The 19,475-nt window shown below is 40.1% G+C and carries 18 protein-coding genes and 1 pseudogene; 15 read left to right on the top strand and 4 right to left on the bottom strand.

What is annotated here, in order from left to right:
• The coding region (locus tag J7E81_RS08295) for a hypothetical protein (RefSeq protein WP_215041688.1) at window positions 1-355 on the top strand (355 nt) is incomplete at its 5' end.
• 152 nt (window positions 356-507) lie between these two features.
• Window positions 508-1,248 (top strand): DUF4253 domain-containing protein, encoded by a 741-nt coding sequence (locus tag J7E81_RS30870; protein WP_215041687.1) that lies wholly within the window; start codon window positions 508-510, stop codon window positions 1,246-1,248.
• Window positions 1,249-1,363: 115 nt separating this feature from the next.
• Here the strand turns inward: J7E81_RS30870 and J7E81_RS08285 are convergent, their stop codons facing one another.
• Window positions 1,364-2,317 carry an NAD(P)H-dependent flavin oxidoreductase gene (locus J7E81_RS08285; RefSeq protein ID WP_374104009.1) on the bottom strand — a complete coding sequence of 318 codons (954 nt, stop codon included), beginning with the start codon at window positions 2,315-2,317 and terminating at the stop codon, window positions 1,364-1,366.
• A gap of 361 nt (window positions 2,318-2,678) precedes the next feature.
• On the opposite strand from J7E81_RS08285, the gene J7E81_RS08280 reads away from it, so the two are divergent.
• From J7E81_RS08280 to J7E81_RS08235, 10 genes are all read left to right on the top strand, one after another.
• Entirely contained in the window at window positions 2,679-3,881 is a 1,203-nt protein-coding gene (locus J7E81_RS08280; RefSeq protein ID WP_215041686.1) for a DUF3298 and DUF4163 domain-containing protein, read from the top strand.
• Window positions 3,882-4,204: 323 nt separating this feature from the next.
• Entirely contained in the window at window positions 4,205-5,443 is a 1,239-nt protein-coding gene (locus J7E81_RS08275; protein ID WP_215041685.1) for an ABC transporter substrate-binding protein, read from the top strand.
• Window positions 5,444-5,458: 15 nt separating this feature from the next.
• On the top strand, window positions 5,459-7,207 hold the full coding sequence (locus J7E81_RS08270; protein WP_215041684.1) for a cache domain-containing sensor histidine kinase: 1,749 nt from the start codon (window positions 5,459-5,461) through the stop codon (window positions 7,205-7,207).
• The gene (locus tag J7E81_RS08265; protein WP_215041683.1) at window positions 7,197-8,333 is read left to right on the top strand and encodes a response regulator; all 1,137 of its coding nucleotides are present in this window, start codon (window positions 7,197-7,199) and stop codon (window positions 8,331-8,333) included. Before J7E81_RS08270 ends, J7E81_RS08265 begins: the two co-directional genes overlap by 11 nt.
• Window positions 8,334-8,487: 154 nt before the next feature.
• Entirely contained in the window at window positions 8,488-9,759 is a 1,272-nt protein-coding gene (locus J7E81_RS08260; RefSeq protein WP_215041682.1) for an ABC transporter substrate-binding protein, read from the top strand.
• Window positions 9,760-9,816: 57 nt separating this feature from the next.
• Window positions 9,817-10,740, top strand: a complete 924-nt coding sequence (locus J7E81_RS08255; protein WP_235741343.1) for a carbohydrate ABC transporter permease — start codon at window positions 9,817-9,819, stop codon at window positions 10,738-10,740.
• 15 nt (window positions 10,741-10,755) lie between these two features.
• Entirely contained in the window at window positions 10,756-11,601 is an 846-nt protein-coding gene (locus J7E81_RS08250) for a carbohydrate ABC transporter permease (protein ID WP_251028528.1), read from the top strand.
• 121 nt (window positions 11,602-11,722) lie between these two features.
• Window positions 11,723-12,586, top strand: a complete 864-nt coding sequence (locus J7E81_RS08245; RefSeq protein ID WP_215041681.1) for a carbohydrate kinase family protein — start codon at window positions 11,723-11,725, stop codon at window positions 12,584-12,586.
• Window positions 12,579-14,000, top strand: a complete 1,422-nt coding sequence (locus tag J7E81_RS08240; protein WP_215041680.1) for a glycoside hydrolase family 32 protein — start codon at window positions 12,579-12,581, stop codon at window positions 13,998-14,000. Before J7E81_RS08245 ends, J7E81_RS08240 begins: the two co-directional genes overlap by 8 nt.
• Before the next feature lie 15 nt (window positions 14,001-14,015).
• Complete coding sequence (locus J7E81_RS08235) at window positions 14,016-14,648, top strand: YesL family protein (RefSeq protein ID WP_215041679.1); 633 nt, start codon at window positions 14,016-14,018, stop codon at window positions 14,646-14,648.
• 127 nt (window positions 14,649-14,775) lie between these two features.
• On the opposite strand, the gene J7E81_RS08230 is transcribed toward J7E81_RS08235, so the two are convergent.
• Together J7E81_RS08230 and J7E81_RS08225 are read right to left on the bottom strand one after the other, a co-directional pair.
• On the bottom strand, window positions 14,776-14,913 hold the full coding sequence (locus tag J7E81_RS08230; RefSeq protein ID WP_215041678.1) for a YjcZ family sporulation protein: 138 nt from the start codon (window positions 14,911-14,913) through the stop codon (window positions 14,776-14,778).
• A gap of 388 nt (window positions 14,914-15,301) precedes the next feature.
• Complete coding sequence (locus J7E81_RS08225; protein ID WP_215041677.1) at window positions 15,302-15,433, bottom strand: YjcZ family sporulation protein; 132 nt, start codon at window positions 15,431-15,433, stop codon at window positions 15,302-15,304.
• A gap of 312 nt (window positions 15,434-15,745) precedes the next feature.
• On the opposite strand from J7E81_RS08225, the gene J7E81_RS08220 reads away from it, so the two are divergent.
• The 3 genes and pseudogenes from J7E81_RS08220 to J7E81_RS31075 form a co-directional block, all read left to right on the top strand.
• A complete protein-coding gene (locus tag J7E81_RS08220; RefSeq protein ID WP_215041676.1) occupies window positions 15,746-16,270 on the top strand; it encodes a type 1 glutamine amidotransferase domain-containing protein in 525 nt (174 codons plus the stop codon).
• Window positions 16,271-16,515: 245 nt separating this feature from the next.
• On the top strand, window positions 16,516-17,076 hold the full coding sequence (locus J7E81_RS08215) for a DEAD/DEAH box helicase family protein (protein ID WP_215041675.1): 561 nt from the start codon (window positions 16,516-16,518) through the stop codon (window positions 17,074-17,076).
• Between the two features lie 368 nt (window positions 17,077-17,444).
• A pseudogene (locus J7E81_RS31075) lies at window positions 17,445-17,783 on the top strand (putative zinc-binding protein); the annotation flags it as partial.
• A 239-nt stretch (window positions 17,784-18,022) separates the two neighbouring features.
• Here J7E81_RS31075 and J7E81_RS08205 read toward each other — a convergent pair.
• Window positions 18,023-19,444: a LysM peptidoglycan-binding domain-containing protein gene (locus J7E81_RS08205; protein WP_215041674.1), complete on the bottom strand. Its 1,422-nt coding sequence runs from the start codon at window positions 19,442-19,444 to the stop codon at window positions 18,023-18,025.
• Window positions 19,445-19,475 lie beyond the last annotated feature (31 nt).

Here is a 19,475-nt window from a genome sequence, read left to right as displayed (position 1 = left end):
AACTTCAGACAAGGCAAAGCAAAAAGAGCGAGGATGTGTCCGAAGTCAAACCAACATCGGTCAAGACAAAGCAAAAAGAGCGAGGAGGTGTCCGAAGTCGAGCCTACATCGGACAAGACAAAGCCAAAAGAGCGGGGATGTGTCCGAAGTCGAACCAACTTCAGACAAGAAAGAGCCAAAAGAGCGAGGAGGTGTCCGAAGTCGAACAAACTTCAGACAAGGCAAAGCCAAAAGAGCGAGGATGTGTCCGAAGTCGAGCCAACTTCAGACAAGGGTAAATCAAAAAAGTGCGATGATGTCCGAAGAAATACCAAATATGAACAAGACTCCGTTAAAAGTGGCTCCATATTCTTAAATGATTTTTTTATAAAAAAAGGCCGGTTAAATAGGTGCTGTGAACCGTATTCTCATTAATTTTCTACTATCCTAATTTCTAAGAGGAAAAAATATCAATTTAATTGAATTTATAAATATTACCAACAACATTACCTGTAGGAGATGAAGAACGTGGGTATATTTGATAAATTCAAGAAAAAGGAAAGTAAAGATTATATAAATGAGATAATGGCTAGATTGGATTGTGACAGCTCGATTATTGAGGAGAAAACTGTTAAAGGTGTCATGGCCAGGTATCATCAAGCATTTATAGAGGGCAAAAATGAAGGATATACACCACTTGTCATTATCCCTTCTGAAATGATGGTAGAAGTTGTTGGCACCAAATCGAATAAAGAATACTTGAACGATAATCGGGAATCAATCAAAGCTAAAGCGAAGGATATTGATGTAAAAGAATTGTTAAAGAACCTACTTAACGAAGTCGTGGAAGAAGATGAACACTACGATATAACAGGCGAGTTCGTGGTAGAGGAACAGATCAATCATTTTCTATCAATTGAGGAAGCAGTTAATAAAAAAGTCATTCTCGCAAAGATTCCAACGGATAAACCTTGGGAAGTAGCTGCTTGGGTTCCTATGGGCGGGTTTAATGAATGCCCCATGCCAGAAGAGCAAGTTGCAGTATTCAAATATTGGTATGAAAAGTATGGAGCTGCTCCTGCTTTAGTAACCCCAGATGTATGGGAATTCTATGTTTCAAATCCTCCAAAGACTCAAGAAGAATCGGAATTACTCGCTTGGGAACAATTTGGATTTTGTGGTGATATCGTTTGGCAAGGTGCAGGGACAGTAAATGCACTTGCAGGAACACTTATGAATTCATCATTTTGGTATTTTTGGTGGGATTAAAAATTAACTAGTAATTAGACACCTTTGGCCCACCAACAGGTTATTACATAAACGGCATTTTATGATAGGGGCTGTCCAATATCAAAGGGACAGCTCTTTTGTTATTGGACCAATTTTAGATAACAGCTCTATATTCACTCATAATATTGTTGATAATAGTTTTAACTGGAAGTATTTCTTTGATTTCATGGACTCTAGCACCGGCAAAAACAAGACCATTCTCGCAATCACCATTCATGGAAGTTACTAAAGAATCTAGTGTACAAAAGCGATAAGAACAATTTTTGAGGCAATCCAGGCACTTCTTAATTTTTACCCTTTTATCATCAGATATAAGTTTCGTAAACTGGTTCTTAATGGCACGCCCCTGAAGACCAACCGTTGTTTTTAGCAAAATGGTATCTTCTTGTTTAGCCTGTACATATTTTTCTTTAAATGATAATGGTGCATCACACTCTTCACTGGCAACGAATCTAGTTCCCATCTGAACCCCGGAGGCCCCTAAACGTATGGCTCTTGCAAGATCTTCCCCGGTCATGATTCCTCCAGCAGCAATAACAGGTATTTGAACGGCTTCAATTACTTCAGGCAAAATATCAAACAAAGGTCTATCCGTACCAAGGTGCCCGCCTGCCTCATGACCTTCTACGACCACTGCTGCAGCACCAAGGCGTTCTGACAACCTAGCTAGCTTGGCAGAAGACACAATCGAAATGACTGGTATGCCGGCTTCCTTGCCCCAAGCATACATATCTCTTGAAATTCCAGCACCTGATATGATGAAATCCACTTTCTCTTCAATGGCTGCTTTCATTTTTTCAGCAAAGTCATTCATAGCAAATAGAACGTTTACTCCAATATAGCCGGAATCCTTAATACTAGCTTTCGCTTTCCTTATATGAGATCTCATTTCATCAACGGTAATTCCGGTTCCGGAGATGATCCCAATTCCCCCATCATTCGCAACCGCAGAAGCGAGGCCGCTTAAAGAAATTCCTACACCCATACCGCCTTGCATGATTGGAAATTTTGGTATCATATGTCCTATTTTCAATTGTGGATTGTTCAATAAAAAAACCCCATTTCTTCCTTAATATTCACTCATTGTAACGATAGAATTTTTAAGGAATAGTGACGTATGTAATGGTTCATTCAAAAAGTTCAACGTATATATCTTATTGGCACAGAATGTTCAAATTTATCCTCTTTAGGAGACCTCCATCATGTTTCTATCATTTATCATTCGCTTAGGGTTTAAGTTGAAGAATACCAATCAAGGGTGGAAAATATTATTTTTATAGATAGTTAGAGATATAACCAAGGACCGATAACATATCATAAACTGAGTAGAACATTGTATGATCAACTATTCTTGGAAACTGGAACCTAACGAAAATGATGTATGACGATCAACTAAAGGGAGTGAGCGGATGAAACTGAAATTGACACTAGCAATGGCACTCGTTGTTTTTTTCACTGCAGGCTGCAGCGGTATGCAAGAAAAAAAGCCTGTTTCAGAACAACCACAAGGCAATCAACCGGAAAAAAACGGAGGACAGCAGGAGAAGCCTGCCGATGAAACAGAAAAACCTAACGCTCAACCAGGAAGTACGACTGACAAATCAGTAAAACCTAGCAATCAACCGAAAACCACCAACCTACCCATTAAAATTCATGATGAGTCCATTGTGAAAGACTCCCCGATTATCAATATTACCTATCCGCAAATTGAAGGCATCAAAGACAAAAACACTCAAGCACAAATTAATGATATTTTAAAGAAAAAGGCCAACGCGGCCGATGAGAGTCAAATGACGAATGAGGATCCAAGTACGCCGTCATCGTTTGATTCAACCTACAAAATCACCTTTCAGAATGACCACTTGATTAGCTTTGTGTATGACCAATATTTTTATCTAAGCGGGGCTGCACATGGCATGCCGGCGCGCGTTCCAATTTTGGTTGATTTGGATAATGGCAGAATCGTTGAGGCAAAGGAATTATTTAATGGCTCGCCGCAAACCCAACAGATCCTTAGCAACCTCGTCGTGAAACAAGATGTCTTCCATACGCTTGATGCAATGGGGGAGTTTGAACAAATCAGTTCGGATGATTTAGAACAGGTTTATTTAACGAAAGATGGTTTAATGTTGTATTTTCCACCTTATGAATATGCCTCGTTTGCTGAGGGGACGCTTCAATATCATCTGTCTTTTTCGGATATTCAAAACGTATTAAACACTGCCTTTTTCCAGAGTCATGGGATTATGATCTCAAAATCGATTGCTTCCACCATGATTTATGTTTCTGAAGGCTATCATTTTTCGATCCCAAAAGAATGGCTGGATCGTGTGACGTTTGAACGAGCCGATTATTCGGATAATCAGAAATGGCTATCCGAAATCAATGTATATTACAAATCAGCTGATAAACCTTTATTGTTTAGTTTCCATATGTATGAGAAACAAGAGTGGACCTCCTTAAACACTGGAGCCGAAGTCAAACTTGCCGAAGAAAATGATATTGTTTATTCCTATTCAGTTGCACAAATCCCGCAGAATAACCTACAAATAAATAACTTCATAAAGAATGTCTTTCCTGAAATCGTGAAAACATTTCAGGTTGAGTTTTAGGAAGCATGGGGACGGTTCTTTTGCTTCCAGCTTAGCTTTCGACGTTTTTTTCAGACCACTGGAATGAGAAATCCTGAAATCACGGGGATGAGCTCGTTTTTAAACAAATGTTTGATTACTAGCATAATATAGGGAAAGGTGTCAAAAAAAATCACGGGGACGGTTCTACTGCTTCGGAAGCAGGAGAACCGTCCCTATGCGTATTTTTGGTAATTGATAACTAATGGCTAAGATGGATTTTTATAGGATGATTTTATAGTATTATGGAAATAGGGTTGTTAATGGATTTCAAGCTAAATACATTTGGGGAATTAGGAGGTTCTATGAGGTTTCTTTTTCGTCTTATCTGTTTTACGATCGTCATTTTAATGACTGCGTGTGATGGCCGCCAGTTAGAAGCAGTAACAGCCAAGAAAGAGAAGGTCCAACTTGAGTTTTTGTCACCCAAATTTGAAACAGAGAGAGTTTTTAATGAGTTGATCAATGAATTTGAAAAGCAACATCCCTCAATTGTAATCAAACAAGAAGTCGTACCAGGAGGAATGACAGTATTAAAAACAAGGATTGCGAGAGGGGATATCCCGGATATTTTTATTACCTATCCGATTGAACAAGATTATCGGATTAGAGCAGAAAAAGGGTATCTATTAGATCTGACCCAAGATGGATTCATCCAAAATATCAATCCAAACATACAAAATCGCTATCTAGTAAATGGAAAAATGTATGGGGTAGCGTTAACGCAAAATGCAGTAGGAGTATTGTATAATAAGGATCAATTTAGAGAATATCACCTTTCTATCCCTAAAACCTGGGATGAGTTTATTGCGGTGATGGAAAAATTAAGAGCTGCAGGAAAAACCCCTTTGTTAATGCCCAATGAAGATGCCGACAAAACGAGTGTATTTAATTTAAACCTCGTGGCTAATGAAATTAATACTAAATATTGGAGTCAGGACTCATTTTCTTTATTGAAGGATCAAGCATGGAGAGAAATTTCAGAAAAGACTGTCAAGGCCCTTTCTTTTGTACAACCAAATTCGTTTCAAGACGATTATTTTGCCGTGAACCAGAAATTTGCCAAGGGGGAAGGGACCATGTATGTGATGGGGACATGGGTTTTACCGGAAATAGAAAAATACAATCCCCAATTTCAATATGGAATATTCCCATTTCCGGCAACTAATCAGCCTGAACAAAATAAAGTTTTAGGCGGAGTGGATATAGGCCTTGCTATCGCCGCTGACACGAAGCATCCTAAGGAAGCAAAGGAATTTTTAGCGTTTTTGACTAAAAAAGAAACTGCCCAAAGATTATCGGACTATGAGGGCTCCATTAGTACAGTTAAAGGAGTAACCGTGAATAAAGAACAGTTGAGAATGTTAAACGAAAGAATTCTTGAGGGCAAGTCAGTAAATTGGCCCAACCATTATTGGTCAGGAGGAACGGCTGCAGAATCAGATTTCCGAAAATTTTCATCCCAATTCTACTATGATAAGAATATCGAAGACTTTCTTATCAATCTTGAAAACATGTTTAATCATTATAAGGATTTAAAATAGAAGAAAGGTGTCTGCATGTTAAGATTTCAACAAAAAATGATTATCGCCTTTTTGATTTTTATCCTACTGCCTATTATTGTATTAGGCTTTGTATCTTATAAAATATCATCCACCACACTAGAACAAAAGATAAGTAATCAAACCGTTCAAACATTGAAGGCTGTTGATCGGAATGTAATGTCTTCTGTTTCAGAGGTAGATGCCTTTTCTGATTATGTGATTTCATCCGGTGAAATTCAGTCATACTTAAGTACAAATGATACAACCTCTATGATTGATTTTTATAATAAGCAGCAGGCAGTCGCGGGGATGATGCTGGGAAATTCTCAAATTGCTGATTTTATTTTATATAGGGAAGGTGGGGGCGCTACCCATTTAAGGGACACTCAAATCCCGACCTTTCAAAAATTTAGGTCCAGTAATTTTTACCGGCAAATTCTTAAGGAAATGGGAAGGGGGGTGTGGTTGACTCCTTCTGAACATCAGCCGTTTACGCAAGATAATAGATTTTCCTTCACATTAGGCAGAGTAGTTAAGGATATTAATACGCTAAATAACTTAGGATATGTCATTTTAGATGTCAACATCAACCTGTTTGATTCGACTTTTAAAGATGTGCATGAAGGTTCCGCCTATGGGATGTTAGTCAATCAACAGGGCACCATCGTCTATTCATTAAATCGAAATTTAATTGGCAAACCATTTGCCATTGAGCACTTTTCAGATATTCAATCCAAGAAAAGCGGCTACCTGATTGATACGTGGAAGGGGAAGAAAAGCTTAATTACGTATATGCCTTCAAGCTTCCAAAGGGGGACAGGCTCATCTTCCCTCATGATAATTTCAGTTGAACCATGGAAGGATATTTCTAACGATATTACTCATATTCGAAATATGACCCTATTAATTGTGGGCTTAGCATTAATCGTCGCAGGTCTTTTTAATATGTTCTATTTGAAACGTATCGCCCTTTTTATTCAGGAGCTATTAAAATATATGAAACTAGCAGAAAAAGGTACGCTAAGCATTCGGATAAAACGCTATAAAATCAAAGAATTAGAGAATATAGCCATGGGGTTCAATAACATGATTACACGGATTCAACAGTTGTTAAGAGAAGTGGAAACGGAACAGGAACGGAAGCGGGAGGCACAATTCAAGGTGCTGCAACAGCAAATCAATCCTCACTTTTTATATAATACCCTTGAATCCATCAATGCGCTTGCTTCTTTAAATGGTCAAAAGGATATTAGTAAAATGACGATTAATCTAGGCAAATTATTGCGTATCAGTATCAATGGTGGATATGAAGTCACCGTCAAAGATGAAATACGTCACGTGATGAGCTATTTAGAGATTCAAAAAATTCGATATGATAACCGTTTTTCCTATGAAGTAGAGGTTGAAAAAGCATTAGAAAACCAGCCGGTCTTAAAACTGATCCTTCAACCTTTAGTCGAGAATATTTTAATCCATGCTTTTGATCAAAGTCATACAGGCCGCATCCAAATTAGCGGGACGATTGCCAACGGACACGGCCAATTCCTCATTGAGGATAACGGTAAGGGGATGGATCCTCACATGTGGTTGAATTTCGATCGTTCAGAAAAACCGAAAAGTGGTGGACATGGCATCCGTAACGTTCAGGAACGGCTGGAACTCTATTACGGCAAAAATTATGGATTAATGATTTGTTCTAGTGAAAATAGTGGTACGAAGATTAGAATATCATTTTCAATTCAAGGGGATAAACATGGTATATAAAGTACTAATAGCGGATGATGAGCCTTTAATTTTAAAGAATCTAACCCAAATCATTGATTGGCCGGCACTTAACTGCATGGTTGCAGGTACCGCGCAAAATGGGCATGAAGCATTAGCAGTTTTAAAAAAGGAACGGATTGACCTCGTCTTGACGGACATCTCTATGCCCGGGATGACTGGTATTGATTTATTAAAGGAGATTCAGCAGATTCCGTATAAGCCCATCACCCTGTTAATCAGCGGCTATGATGATTTTGAATACGCTAAGGAAGGGATCAAGAACAATGCCCTCGACTATATTCTAAAACCCATCGATTATGATGAATTACAGGAATGTATTGAACGTGCCATTGCCAAATTGGATCAGCAAAAACAAAATGAATCTGAGTATGAAAAGTTCCTAATCTATGAATTAATAACAAAGGAAAAAACAGTCGCCGAGGTCCCAAATAAAGAACAGCCCTATATAGCAATGGCTTTGAAATCCTTTGAAAAAAACGTGGAGGCCATCGTTCAACAAATACATGAGAAGCTTTATGTGTACAGAATGTCAGACGCAGAGGTAATGGTTGTAGTAACACGGCCTGATGATTCAATAAAAGAATATGTTATTGACTTAGCACAGCAAATCCTCCAACTGGTTTCCCAAAAATGCATTATTGCTATTGGAGAACCAGTAAATTGTCTATCGGACGTTAAAAAGTCTGTTAACCATGCGAGGGAACTGCTTAAGTTTGATGCTTTCACCAAAAGTGTCGTTATTACAGACGAACTGATTAAACAGGAGTACAAACCGAAGCAAAACGCGGTGGACTTAATGGATGATGCGATAGCGTATATTAAAAGTCGTTTTGAGCAGGATTTGGGAATTGAGCAAGTGGCCGAGCGAGTCGGTCTAAGTGTCAGTTATTTTAGCAGCCTTTTTAAACAAAGAACTGGGATCACTTTCCTGGAGTATCTGACCAATGTTCGAGTAGATTATGCATGCTTGCTATTAGAAAACCTTGAATTAAAGACCTATGAAATTGCTGAGAAGGTGGGCTATACCGATCAACGGTATTTCTCTCAGGTATTTAAAAAGAAAATGAATCAAACACCAAGTGAATACCGGAAAATGTTCAAATAACCTCTCAAACATTTGAGAGGCTCTTTTTGTTGAGAAAGTAAAAATTTAAACATTGATAAGAAGAATACCGCATTTTGAAAGCGGTTCATTTATTTTATTCTATACACATGGAAGCGCTTTATGACGAAGAACAAGATAAAAGGGGGAAAATTAGGTGAAAAAGTTTTTAGCACTTAGTATGGCTGTTGTTTTATTACTAGGAATTCTAAGCGCTTGTGGCAGTAAGGAAAGCTCTTCAAGCGGTGACGATGGAGTCGTCAAATTAACCTTATGGCATCCAAAGGGAGACACATCTGATGCATATAAAGAAATTATTAATCAATTCAATCAGAAATATAAAGGGAAAATTCAAGCGGAACTAACTCTTATCCCAAGGGGTAATAAATATGCCTACGAAGATAAGGTTTCTGCAGCCGCAACAAGTAACACACTTCCTGATTTAGTGGCAATGGATGGCCCGAATGTCGCCAACTATGCGGACTCTGGTATTATCCAGCCAATTGATGGTCTAGTTGAAAATCAAGATGATTTCGTCAAGTCGATTATTACTCAAGGTACTTATAATGGGAAGTTATACACGGTTGGAGCAACTGAGTCAACTGTGGCCTTGTTTTATAACAAAAAAATGCTAGCCGATGCGGGCATCCAACCCCCTAGCAAGCTGGAAGATGCATGGACATGGGATCAATTCTATGAAGCTGCTAAAAAGTTAACAGATAAAAAGAAAGGCATTTATGGTGTCAACTGGACACTCGATTATGGTGAATGGATCATCTACTTCTCAGGCCCAACGGTTTGGAGTAATGGCGGAAGCTTTATCGCGAAAGATGGTTCAAAAGCGGATGGTTATGTGAATGGACCAAAAACTGTGGAAGCATTGAAGTATCTTCAAAGGTTTACGAAAGAAGGTCTAGTCAACTTACAGCCTAAACCTACTGAATTTGAGGAAGGCAAGGCTGCGATGATGTTAATGGGATCTTGGGAATGGAGAAAACTACAAGATTATCCGAAAACGGAGTGGGGCATCACTTATTATCCTAAGAGCAATAATGGCGAACAAGTATCACCATCAGGTGATTGGAACTGGGGGATTTCAAAGGATACCAAGCATAAGAAAGAAGCGGCAACTCTTCTAAACTTCCTATTGAATAAGGAAAATGTGATTAAACTAGCTAAGGCAGATAATAAGCCGGCGGCACGTATGTCTTCCTTTGAAGAAATGACAGAATGGAACGAAGCGCCTCTTAACATCTTAAAGGATCAAGTATTAAATACGGCCCATCCAAGACCTGTAACAACTGCTTACCCTGTATTATCAACAAAGTACGGTCAGGCAGTCCAAAACATCTTCCTAGGCGGAAATGTAAAAGAAGAGTTAGATAAGGTAGCGAATGAAGTCGACAAGGAAATTGCGCGAAAAAAATAAAAACTAGATAAAAGGCAATCATCTGATTGCCTTTTTTCAAACAAGGTGGTGTGAAAAATGGAAACAATCGTTAGAAAAGGGGAAAGCCCGGTCAAGTACAAACGTGAAAGCCACATGACGTACAAGCGTCAGCAAAAAGTGCTGGGTGTGTTGTTTTCTCTACCAGCCTTAGCCTTATTGTTTACATTTTTGATTTTGCCAGTGATCTTGGCATTTGTGTATAGCTTTATGAACTACAATATGTTAAATCCGGATGAAAAGGTGTTTACAGGCTTAGATAATTATATAAGACTATTTCAAGATAAAATCTTTTTCACAGCATTGAAAAATACATTATACTTTACCGTTCTTGTTGTCCCGCTTCAATGTGGAGTAGCGCTTTTCTTGGCCATTCTGGTAAATAAAAAGGTAAAGGCAGCCTCTCTCGGCCGAGTGTTTTTCTTTAGCCCCGTCGTCACCTCCATGGTCGTTGTGGCGATTTTATGGACTTTCTTATACAACGTGGATAACGGGCTTATCAATCATACTTTGAACTTTTTCGGAATCAAAAACCAGCCGTTTTTGTTAAGCCCAAACCAAGCGATGAATTCGATTATCTTTATGTCGATTTGGCAGGCTGCCGGATTTCAAATGATGATCTTTCTTGCGGGATTGAAGGATGTGCCAGAGGAGTTATACGAAGCAGCTGAAATCGATGGGGCTAATGTATGGCAGAAGTTTCGAAATGTTACTTTGCCGTCTATTCAGCATGTTACTGGATTCGTGCTGATTATCACCACCATCCAGGCGTTTCGTTTATTCATCCAGCCGTATGTCATGACCAACGGAGGGCCTAGTGATTCGACTAAAACGTTAGTTTTCATGCTTTATGAAAATGGTTTCCAGTTCCGTGATGTTGGATATTCTTCAGCAATTGCGGTCATCTTTTTCCTAGTGGTCCTTGTTACATCTATGATTCTTAAAAAAATACTAAAACAATAAAGGGGTGGCTATCTGATGACAAACCGTATGAAAAAGCGATTGGGAAAAACGGGTATTACGATAAGCATTCTTGTACTTGGGTTTTTGTTTATCTCCCCGCTCCTTTGGATGATAATCGCATCGATTAAACCGGAAACGTTAATTTTTAAGGATATGGGATTTGAAGCGTTTATCCCTAAACAAACGACTTTTGATAACTATTCAAAAATCCTATTCTCCGACAATATTAATTTCTTTCACTTTATGGGAAATAGTTTATTCACGGTTGGAATGATTGTCCTGCTTGGCACCATTGTTAATTCTATTTGTGCCTATGCACTCGTCAAATTGAAATTTCCAGGTAGTGATTATGTTTTATTGATTATTATTGCTTTATATGTAGTGCCATTTGAGAGCGTATTGATTCCTCTTTATATTGTTGTTAATAAATTGGGATGGATTAATCAATTTCCAGCACTTATTGTTCCGTTTATCGCTAGCGCCTTTAATATCTTCCTATTTAGACAGTTTTTCATGGGCTTTCCAAAGGAGTTGGAAGAAGCGGCCCAAATCGATGGGGCGACACCTTGGCAGACCTTTATCAAGATTGTGGTTCCAAATTCGAAACCTGTATTTGCTACGGCAGCCATTCTAACCTTTGTTACCCATTGGAGTGACTTTATGTGGCCGCTTATTGTAGCTACCGATCAATCTATTCAAACGGTACAAATTGGGATTCAGTATCTATTCACGGATAATAACATCCAATACGGACAGATCATGGCTGCCCTAACATTAACAACTATTCCAGTCATTCTGATATTCCTATTTTTCCAACGCTATTATGTTCAGGGAATCACTTCTAGTGGGGTGAAAGGATGATGAAGGAGGAAAAACGCATGTACGAAATAGTTTCCTTGGGGGAATTATTAATAGATTTAATCCCCCATAACGATTATACATCTGAAGCCCCTTCCTTGAAGCGAAGGTTGGGGGTGCGCCGGTGAATGTATTGTCGGGTTTAGCCAAGTGGGGCCACACCACTGCTTATATCCCAAAGGTAGGTAACGATGCTTTTGGAGCTTTTCTGAAGAAACAAGTAAAAGGGGCAAATATCCATGCCGATTCTGTATTGACTGATGCCGCTGCCTCCACAACCGTTGCGATTGTATCTTTGGATGAGAATAAGAATCGAACCTTTGATTTTATCCGAAATCCTGGGGCGGACCAGCTGTTAACGAAGGATGAAATAAATGGGAGTTTGATTCGTGAAGCTAAGTTGTTTCACTTCGGTTCGCTTTCTTTGACTCATAATCCGTCCCGAGAAGCAACCTTGGAAGCATTGAGAGTGGCAAAAGAAAACCATAAAATCATCTGCTATGATCCGAATTATCGTCCGTTATTATGGGATAACCAAGATGAGGCAAAAAGGTGGATGGTTGAAGGGTTTAAGTGGGCAGATATCGTGAAGATTTCGGATGAGGAAGTACAGTTCATTACGAATGAAGAAGATACCTTGATGGCTTCCCAAGTACTTACCGAAACCCACCATATTCCTTTGTTATTCATGACAAAAGGAAAAGAAGGTGCGTTGGCCGTTTGTAATGGTCATGTCCTTGAAGAAGAGGGACATGCGGTACAGCCTGTGGATACGACAGGGGCTGGGGATTGCTTCATGGCATCGGTGCTGCATCAGTATCTAGATAAAAATAAGCCAATCCGTGAATTAACAAAGCAGGACTTAACGGATATCCTCCAGTTTGCCAACCGAGTTGCTGCCCATTCTACGACCATAAAGGGCGGATTCAGTGTCGTACCCACTTTGGAGGAATTAGAAAAAATAACTAGAGGTGTCCAACATGTATGATGAGCAATATCGGCCCCAGCATCACTTCAGCCCAAAAGAAAACTGGATGAATGACCCGAATGGCTTGGTGTATTACAAGGGAGAGTACCATCTTTTTTATCAATATCATCCTTACAGTATGGTATGGGGGCCCATGCATTGGGGCCATGCCGTAAGTAAAGATTTATTGCATTGGGAGGAGCTGCCGATCGCCCTTTATCCCGATGAGTTAGGGCAGATTTTTTCAGGTAGTGCTGTCGTTGACGCGCAGAATACAAGCGGCTTAAAGACGTCAGATGAAGATGTGATAGTTGCGATTTTTACGCACCACGGGGAGGATAATGAAAAACAAAGTATCGCTTATTCCAATGATCGAGGCAGAACATGGGTTAAGTATGAAGGCAATCCGGTTATTCCAAATCCAGGGCAAAAGGATTTCCGCGATCCGAAGGTGTTTTGGCATGAGGAGTCAGGAAAATGGGTGATGTCCTTGGCGAGTGGCGATTGCATTCGTTTCTATGGATCGCCTAATCTGATTGACTGGGGGCTTCTCTCTGAATTTGGCCGTGAGTATGGAGCACATGGAGGAGTGTGGGAATGCCCAGACTTAATCCAGCTGCAGGTTGATGGTGAAGATCAAAAGAAATGGGTCTTGATTGTCAGTATAAATCCAGGCGGGCCGAATGAAGGGTCTGCTGTCCAGTATTTTGTTGGCGAATTTGATGGTATGGAGTTTATTTGTGATGTGCGTCCTGAGGTTGTGAAGTGGGCTGATTTTGGCCGTGATTTTTATGCTTCCGTTACATGGAGTAATCATCCTGAACCGATCTGGATTGGCTGGATGAGTAACTGGCAATATGCCAATCAAGTTCCATCTGAGCCGTTTAGGAGTGCTATGTCGATACCTAGGAAGTTGGGCCTGCGTCGGGTTGATGGGGAGTTCACCTTAATTCAATCCCCTATTGATCTTTTTTCATTATTTAAGAAAGTGGCAGTATCAAATGAAACGATCACTCTAAGGTCTAGTGAGACCTATCAAGTTGAATTGGATAACCGCCCATTATTTGCGAAAGCGAATGTGATGAACAGTACGGCTTCCGAGTTTTTAATCACCTTTAGAGGAGAGCAGGAACAGCTGTGCATCGTCTTTGATCCCGAAAGAAAAGAAGTACGGATCGATCGCAAGGAAAGTGGCCAGGTATCTTTTTCTGAGCATTTTGCCAGCGTTGATCGGATGCCGGTGTCAGAGTTCAATGATTTTACATTGATACTCGATAAGACTTCCATTGAGCTGTTTGTCAATCAGGGTAGCAGTGTCATGACAGAGTTATTTTTTCCATTAGATTCCGAATTTACCTTAGAGTTCAAGGTTTTGGATGGGGAAGTTGTTTTAGAAAATGTAGAGCTGCATCATCTTGAATCTACTTGGAAATAAGAAAGGGTGTTTACCATGAATCCTTGGGAAGGAAAGACCTCTGTATTCTTGAAAACTGTGACGAACATCGTCATTTTAAATTTATTATGGGTGATCTGTTCCCTGCCTGTAATGACCATTGGGCCTTCAACTGCTGCCATGTATGGGGTCATTAGAAAGTGGCATTTTTATAAGGATGAAAGTGTCATTCGGAGTTTTATCCATGAATATCGGTTGTTTTTTAAACAAGGGCTTATGGTGGGAACTCCATGGATCTTCCTTGGGCTGCTGCTTTTATTGGATGCTTACTTTTTCTTGCTGGTTCCAAGTAACTTAAAAGTTGTACTTATTGTAATAACAGTCACGGCTTTTATTTTATATCTGATGACTAGTGCTTTATTGTTTTCCATTTTGGTTCATTATCAAACTAAGGGATGGGGCCTCGTTAAACAATCGTTTACGTTTTCTGTTATTGACGGAAAGACTACTTTTGCGATTATCTTGATGTGGATTGGGGTTGTGATGGTGCTTTTTTATGCCCCATTAACAGTTCTCGTCATTGTTGTTCCAGTCTCAATGATATCGTTCCGGTTTTCTATGATATCTCTAGAAAAGGTTGGCAGATTGCCAAAGATTCAATCAAACTATTTTCCTCAAAACGGGAATTGATCCACACTCAGCTAAATTTTAGTGAGGTGGGGAGCATCGGTTTGTAGCTGGAAAAATCACAGGGACGGTTCTCTTGCTTCTGAAGCAGGAGAACCGTCCCTGTGTTTACCCGTGTTTCTAACCAGGATTAATAGAATGATGCACCGACAATAATAAGAAGAATAAACAATACAACGATTAACACGAAAGTGCTGCCGCCGTAACCGTAACCGCCGTAGCCGTAGCCACCGTAGCCGCCAAAGCCGTATCCTCCGAACCAGCCCATTATTTTCACCACCAATCATTTCGGATATCTGATTTCACTTTAGTATATTTTTTGAAGGCAAAGATGGTTTGGACAAATGTCCTTAGGTAGGACAAAATCAGGAATTTGCCTAAATGTTAAAAACGCCTGCTTGGCAGACGTTTTCGGGGGGAAGAAACAATATGTTTGTTTGGTGTAGTAATAGCATATGTTTAAGAAGTAAAGATGAATGGACAAGAGCTGATTTACATTAAAATAAAATAAGGCTTAACCCCTTGGGGATTTAAATCATCTACTGCATACTCTAAAGTGTAGCCAGCCAAAACCATATTCAAGGCGTAGACTTCAACCTATAAAAGGAAAGTCTCCAATGAAAAAAGCCCTTTTTCAAGGGCTTTTTACATAGATCTTAGAAACAGATTACTGCTCCTACGATAATTAACAAGATGAATAATACGACGATCAAAGCGAAACCTCCGCCATATCCAAAACCACCGTAGCCACAGCCACCATATCCACCAAAACCACCATAACCAAACATTGAATAGACCTCCTTTATAAACTTATTCATTAATAACATATGTCTAGAAAATTAAAATGGAAGGGCTCTTTCCCTAATTTGTGAGCATAGGGACGGTTCTTTTGCTTCCTTATACTGGTGAGTCTTTTCCTTGAATATCTTCTTCTCGCACTTACGACGCCAAAATGAGATTATAGAATGAACAGTTAGTGTTAGAATAAGTTGTCGGCCATTTTTTCACATGCACGATAAGCCGTGCATGAGATTGACTTTTAATCAAACCAAGAGTATGCATTTACAGCTTTTATTATTAAGGAAAGGGGATTGGGTTATATGCGATTACAAGGTAAGAAAGTTATCAGTTTAGTCCATCATGAATTTGAAGATTTAGAGCTGTGGTATCCTATTTTACGACTTCGCGAAGAGGGGGCCGTGGTCCATCTTGCCGGAGAGAAAGCAAAGGAAAAATATATAGGGAAATATGGTGTGCCTGCGGAAAGTGATTTCGCCTATGGTGATGTGAAAGCAGCGGATTATGATGCGATCCTAGTTCCAGGTGGCTGGGCACCAGATAAGCTCCGTCGTTTTCCTGAAGTGCTAACGCTGATTCAGGAGATGAATGCGAGCGAGAAAGCAATTGGACAAATTTGTCATGCGGGCTGGGTGTTGATTTCAGCTAAAATCCTGAACGGGAAAAAAGTTACGAGTACACCTGGTATAAGAGATGATATGGAAAATGCAGGGGCCATTTGGTATGACGAACCTGTTGTAACCGATGGACATCTTGTGTCAAGCCGCCGTCCACCAGATCTACCAGACTATCTGCGGGAATTTATTCATGTAATAGAACGAAGATAGTATTGAAAGGAGCCTAACTAATGTTGGGCTCCTTTCGCATATTTCTAGAGGCTAAGAGGGAGCAGAGGGACGGTTCTTTTGCTTCTTTATATCTTGCTTTTTAAAGGTCGAGAACGGTTGAATTTAGGCTGCACTGTCGTTTTATGGGTGAATTTAATGATAAATAGTTAGTAGAATGAAAGATAGAATGGTACTGTGGGAAATAAGAGAATTAACTAGATAGTTATAGGAGTGTCGAAGATTTTATGAAACTTGTACTGATAGTTGGACCGCAGGCAGTTGGTAAGATGACAGTTGGGCATGAGTTGGAGAAAATAACGGACTTGAAACTATTTCATAATCATATGACGATTGAATTAGTTACTCCCTTTTTTGAATACGGCACTAAAGAGGGGAATAGACTAGTTAGTTTATTCCGTCAGGAAATATTTGAGGCAGTTTCTAAGAGTAACTTATATGGACTAATCTTTACCTATGTTTGGGCATTTGACCTTCAAGAAGATTGGGATTACATCGGTCAAGTTTGTGAGATTTTTGAATTAAAGGGCGGGACTGTTTACTTTGTTGAACTTGAGGCAGATTTGAAGGAACGAGTTGAGCGAAATCGAAGCCCGCATCGTCTTGAACATAAGCCAACCAAGAGAAACGTGGAATGGTCTGAAGCCAACTTAAAAGAATCAATGGAAAGGTATCGGTTAAATTCATTGGATGGAGAAATTACCAAAGAAAATTATGTGAAAATAAACAATACCAAGTTAAGTGCGATTGAAGTGGCGAACATGATTAAGGAGAGATTTCGGTTATAGAGATGAAAATCCGAGTTGCTAGTTTACTCGTAGAGTCTGGGAAGCAAGAGAACCGTCCCCGTACTTCCAATTTAATGGCTCGACAATCTTTTTATAGTTTTGGAAGGAAAATTACGATTAGACCAGTACTTGCAGCTTTTTTAATCAAACGATTGAATAGTATAGCACATAACGGAAGTAGGCGGAAATCTGTCGAAACTCCATGCCATTTGTTGTTGAATAATATAAAAGGAATCTAAGAGTCGCTAGAGGAAAGGAAAGAAAATACTGAATTGTGTAAAATATCACAGACGGAATATTCGGCAAGAATTAAAATAAACAACAAATCACATGACTCTTGAAAGGAGTAAACAAATGAAAAGGAATCATTGCCCCTTGTGTATTCATGTTCTGGGTGTTCCTCTGCCGCCCAAACTGCCAATATGATTGCTATAAAAATGGATCGAGAGGATGTTGCTGAAATGTCTTGTATTGTTGGTGTCGGAGGTGATGTGAAACCACTGGTTCGAACTGCAAAATCAGAACGAGATATTATTGCAATAGACGGCTGCCCTTTGTCATGTACTAAGAGTTGCTTAAATAGGCATAATGTTGTGCCGAAATATCACTTTATTTTATCCGGGTTTGATGTTCCGAAATTGAATGGACAGGACCCCGGCCTTACAATTGTTATGAATACTTACACGCATCTGCAATTTGAATTAGGATGCGCAAGTTGGAAAGGCTTATCCGCAAATAAGGTGGCGATATCCGCAATTAAGCGGGGCTTATCCGCAAATAAGGTAGTGCTATCCGCAAATAGGATGGCGATATCCGCAAGTAAGCGGGGCAATCCGCAAATTGAAATAGGATGCGCAAGTTGGTATGGTTTATCCGCAATACTAGGAATAGGTGCCAATATAGGACGGTTCTAATGCTTCGGAAGCAAGAGAACCGTCCCCTTGCTTCATATTGCCGGACTACCTTTTCTAATCGTGAAATTATCCCCCAGCAACGCCCAGTTCGACGGATATGGATACCCTAATGCCCAGTAACTGATCCCTCGAAGATTAAATTCCTTGGCCAAGTCGAACTTCGCTTGTGCACTCCGAGCGTCTTCAAACCAGACCTCATGGCCGCGGCCTTGTTCATCTGTATAACGGAAGAACGGTGATTGGGTAGTGGTATCATATTGAATCGCAGCTCCGTATTTGACGGCACGGGCGATCGCTTCTTGTGTACTAAACGTTTCGGCCTCTTGCCCTTGGACATGCGGAAGGAGCCAATCGCGAGCATAAATTTGGAAACCTAAAAAGATCTTTTCTGCCGGCATGACGCTTCTAGCGTATTCCACGACACGGCTCATTTGGTCAATAGGTGAAATCGCCTGTGGGGGCCCGAGCCGGTACCCCCATTCATATGTCATCAGAACCACAAAATCGGTAATTCTGCCATGTGCTTCATAATCATGTGCTTCGTATAATAAACCTGCTTGGGTCGCACTGACTTTTGGAGCCAAGGCAGTCGAAACAAAATATCCCCTAGGATGCAGGCGGTCCACTGCAAGTTGAAGGAAAGTATTGTAATTCTCACGATCCGCTGGTAATACATTTTCAAAATCGATGTTGGCGCCCTTATATCCCTTTTGGTCCATAATCTGAAGCATATTAGTCAGGACTTTTTCGCGTAAACTAGGGGTGGATAAAAGAGTATGTGCCACATTGGAGCCGGCTGCTGATGAGGTGAAATTTGTAATCGACATCATCGGTACCACATTTTTAGCTAAGGCAGCTTGAATGGTTAACTCATCATGGGCTGGAGTAAGATCCCCACTTTCACTGATCAAGTAAGCAAACGGACTGATATAGGTTAGATAGGGAGCCAGTTCGTTTACCGTATCTGCTGCTGCCTGGTCGGGTTGATACGTATAGGCATTGACTTCAATCGTCGGTTTTCGGGTCGGTATTCTTAAAGGGGTGCCCTGATAAATGACGTTTGGATTTTGAATCTGATTTTCAGTGATCAATGCTTGAACGGTAATCCCATAACGATTGGCAATTTGCCATAGCGTTTCCCCGGCTTGAACGATATGAATCCTTGGAGGGATGATTAGCTTTGTACCTGGATATAAGACAGAGGGATTGGTGAGTTGATTGGCTTGAATGATCGAGTTAATTGACACACCATACTGTTGTGAAATCGCCCATAACGTATCTCCGTACTTTACAATGTGTGATGTACCAGGGACAGGGACGACTAATGACTGGCCAATTACTAGCTGATTGGGGTTTTGAAGCCCATTTAATTGAACAATTTGGTTCATATTGACTTTGTATTGATTGGCGATTTGCCAGAGTGTTTCTCCGCTGCGGACCACATGTATGACCACGAGCATCTCCTCCTGCTTTTTTTCAATAATG

The sequence above is a fragment of the Bacillus sp. ISL-18 genome, assembly GCF_018613415.1.
In the GTDB taxonomy this organism is placed as follows: domain Bacteria; phylum Bacillota; class Bacilli; order Bacillales; family Cytobacillaceae; genus Neobacillus.
This window is presented reverse-complemented; position numbering and strand designations above follow the sequence as displayed.

Bases quoted from the DNA above. Each gene is read 5' to 3' on its own strand.
- J7E81_RS08265 (WP_215041683.1), top strand. From the start codon at position 7,197: ATGGTATATAAAGTACTAATAGCGGATGATGAGCCTTTAATTTTAAAG.
- J7E81_RS08220 (WP_215041676.1), top strand. From the start codon at position 15,746: ATGCGATTACAAGGTAAGAAAGTTATCAGTTTAGTCCATCATGAATTT.
- J7E81_RS08270 (WP_215041684.1), top strand. From the start codon at position 5,459: ATGTTAAGATTTCAACAAAAAATGATTATCGCCTTTTTGATTTTTATC.
- J7E81_RS08275 (WP_215041685.1), top strand. From the start codon at position 4,205: ATGAGGTTTCTTTTTCGTCTTATCTGTTTTACGATCGTCATTTTAATG.
- J7E81_RS08215 (WP_215041675.1), top strand. From the start codon at position 16,516: ATGAAACTTGTACTGATAGTTGGACCGCAGGCAGTTGGTAAGATGACA.
- J7E81_RS08250 (WP_251028528.1), top strand. From the start codon at position 10,756: ATGACAAACCGTATGAAAAAGCGATTGGGAAAAACGGGTATTACGATA.
- J7E81_RS08230 (WP_215041678.1), bottom strand. From the start codon at position 14,913: ATGGGCTGGTTCGGAGGATACGGCTTTGGCGGCTACGGTGGCTACGGC.
- J7E81_RS08280 (WP_215041686.1), top strand. From the start codon at position 2,679: ATGAAACTGAAATTGACACTAGCAATGGCACTCGTTGTTTTTTTCACT.
- J7E81_RS08225 (WP_215041677.1), bottom strand. From the start codon at position 15,433: ATGTTTGGTTATGGTGGTTTTGGTGGATATGGTGGCTGTGGCTACGGT.
- J7E81_RS08235 (WP_215041679.1), top strand. From the start codon at position 14,016: ATGAATCCTTGGGAAGGAAAGACCTCTGTATTCTTGAAAACTGTGACG.
- J7E81_RS08255 (WP_235741343.1), top strand. From the start codon at position 9,817: ATGGAAACAATCGTTAGAAAAGGGGAAAGCCCGGTCAAGTACAAACGT.
- J7E81_RS08240 (WP_215041680.1), top strand. From the start codon at position 12,579: ATGTATGATGAGCAATATCGGCCCCAGCATCACTTCAGCCCAAAAGAA.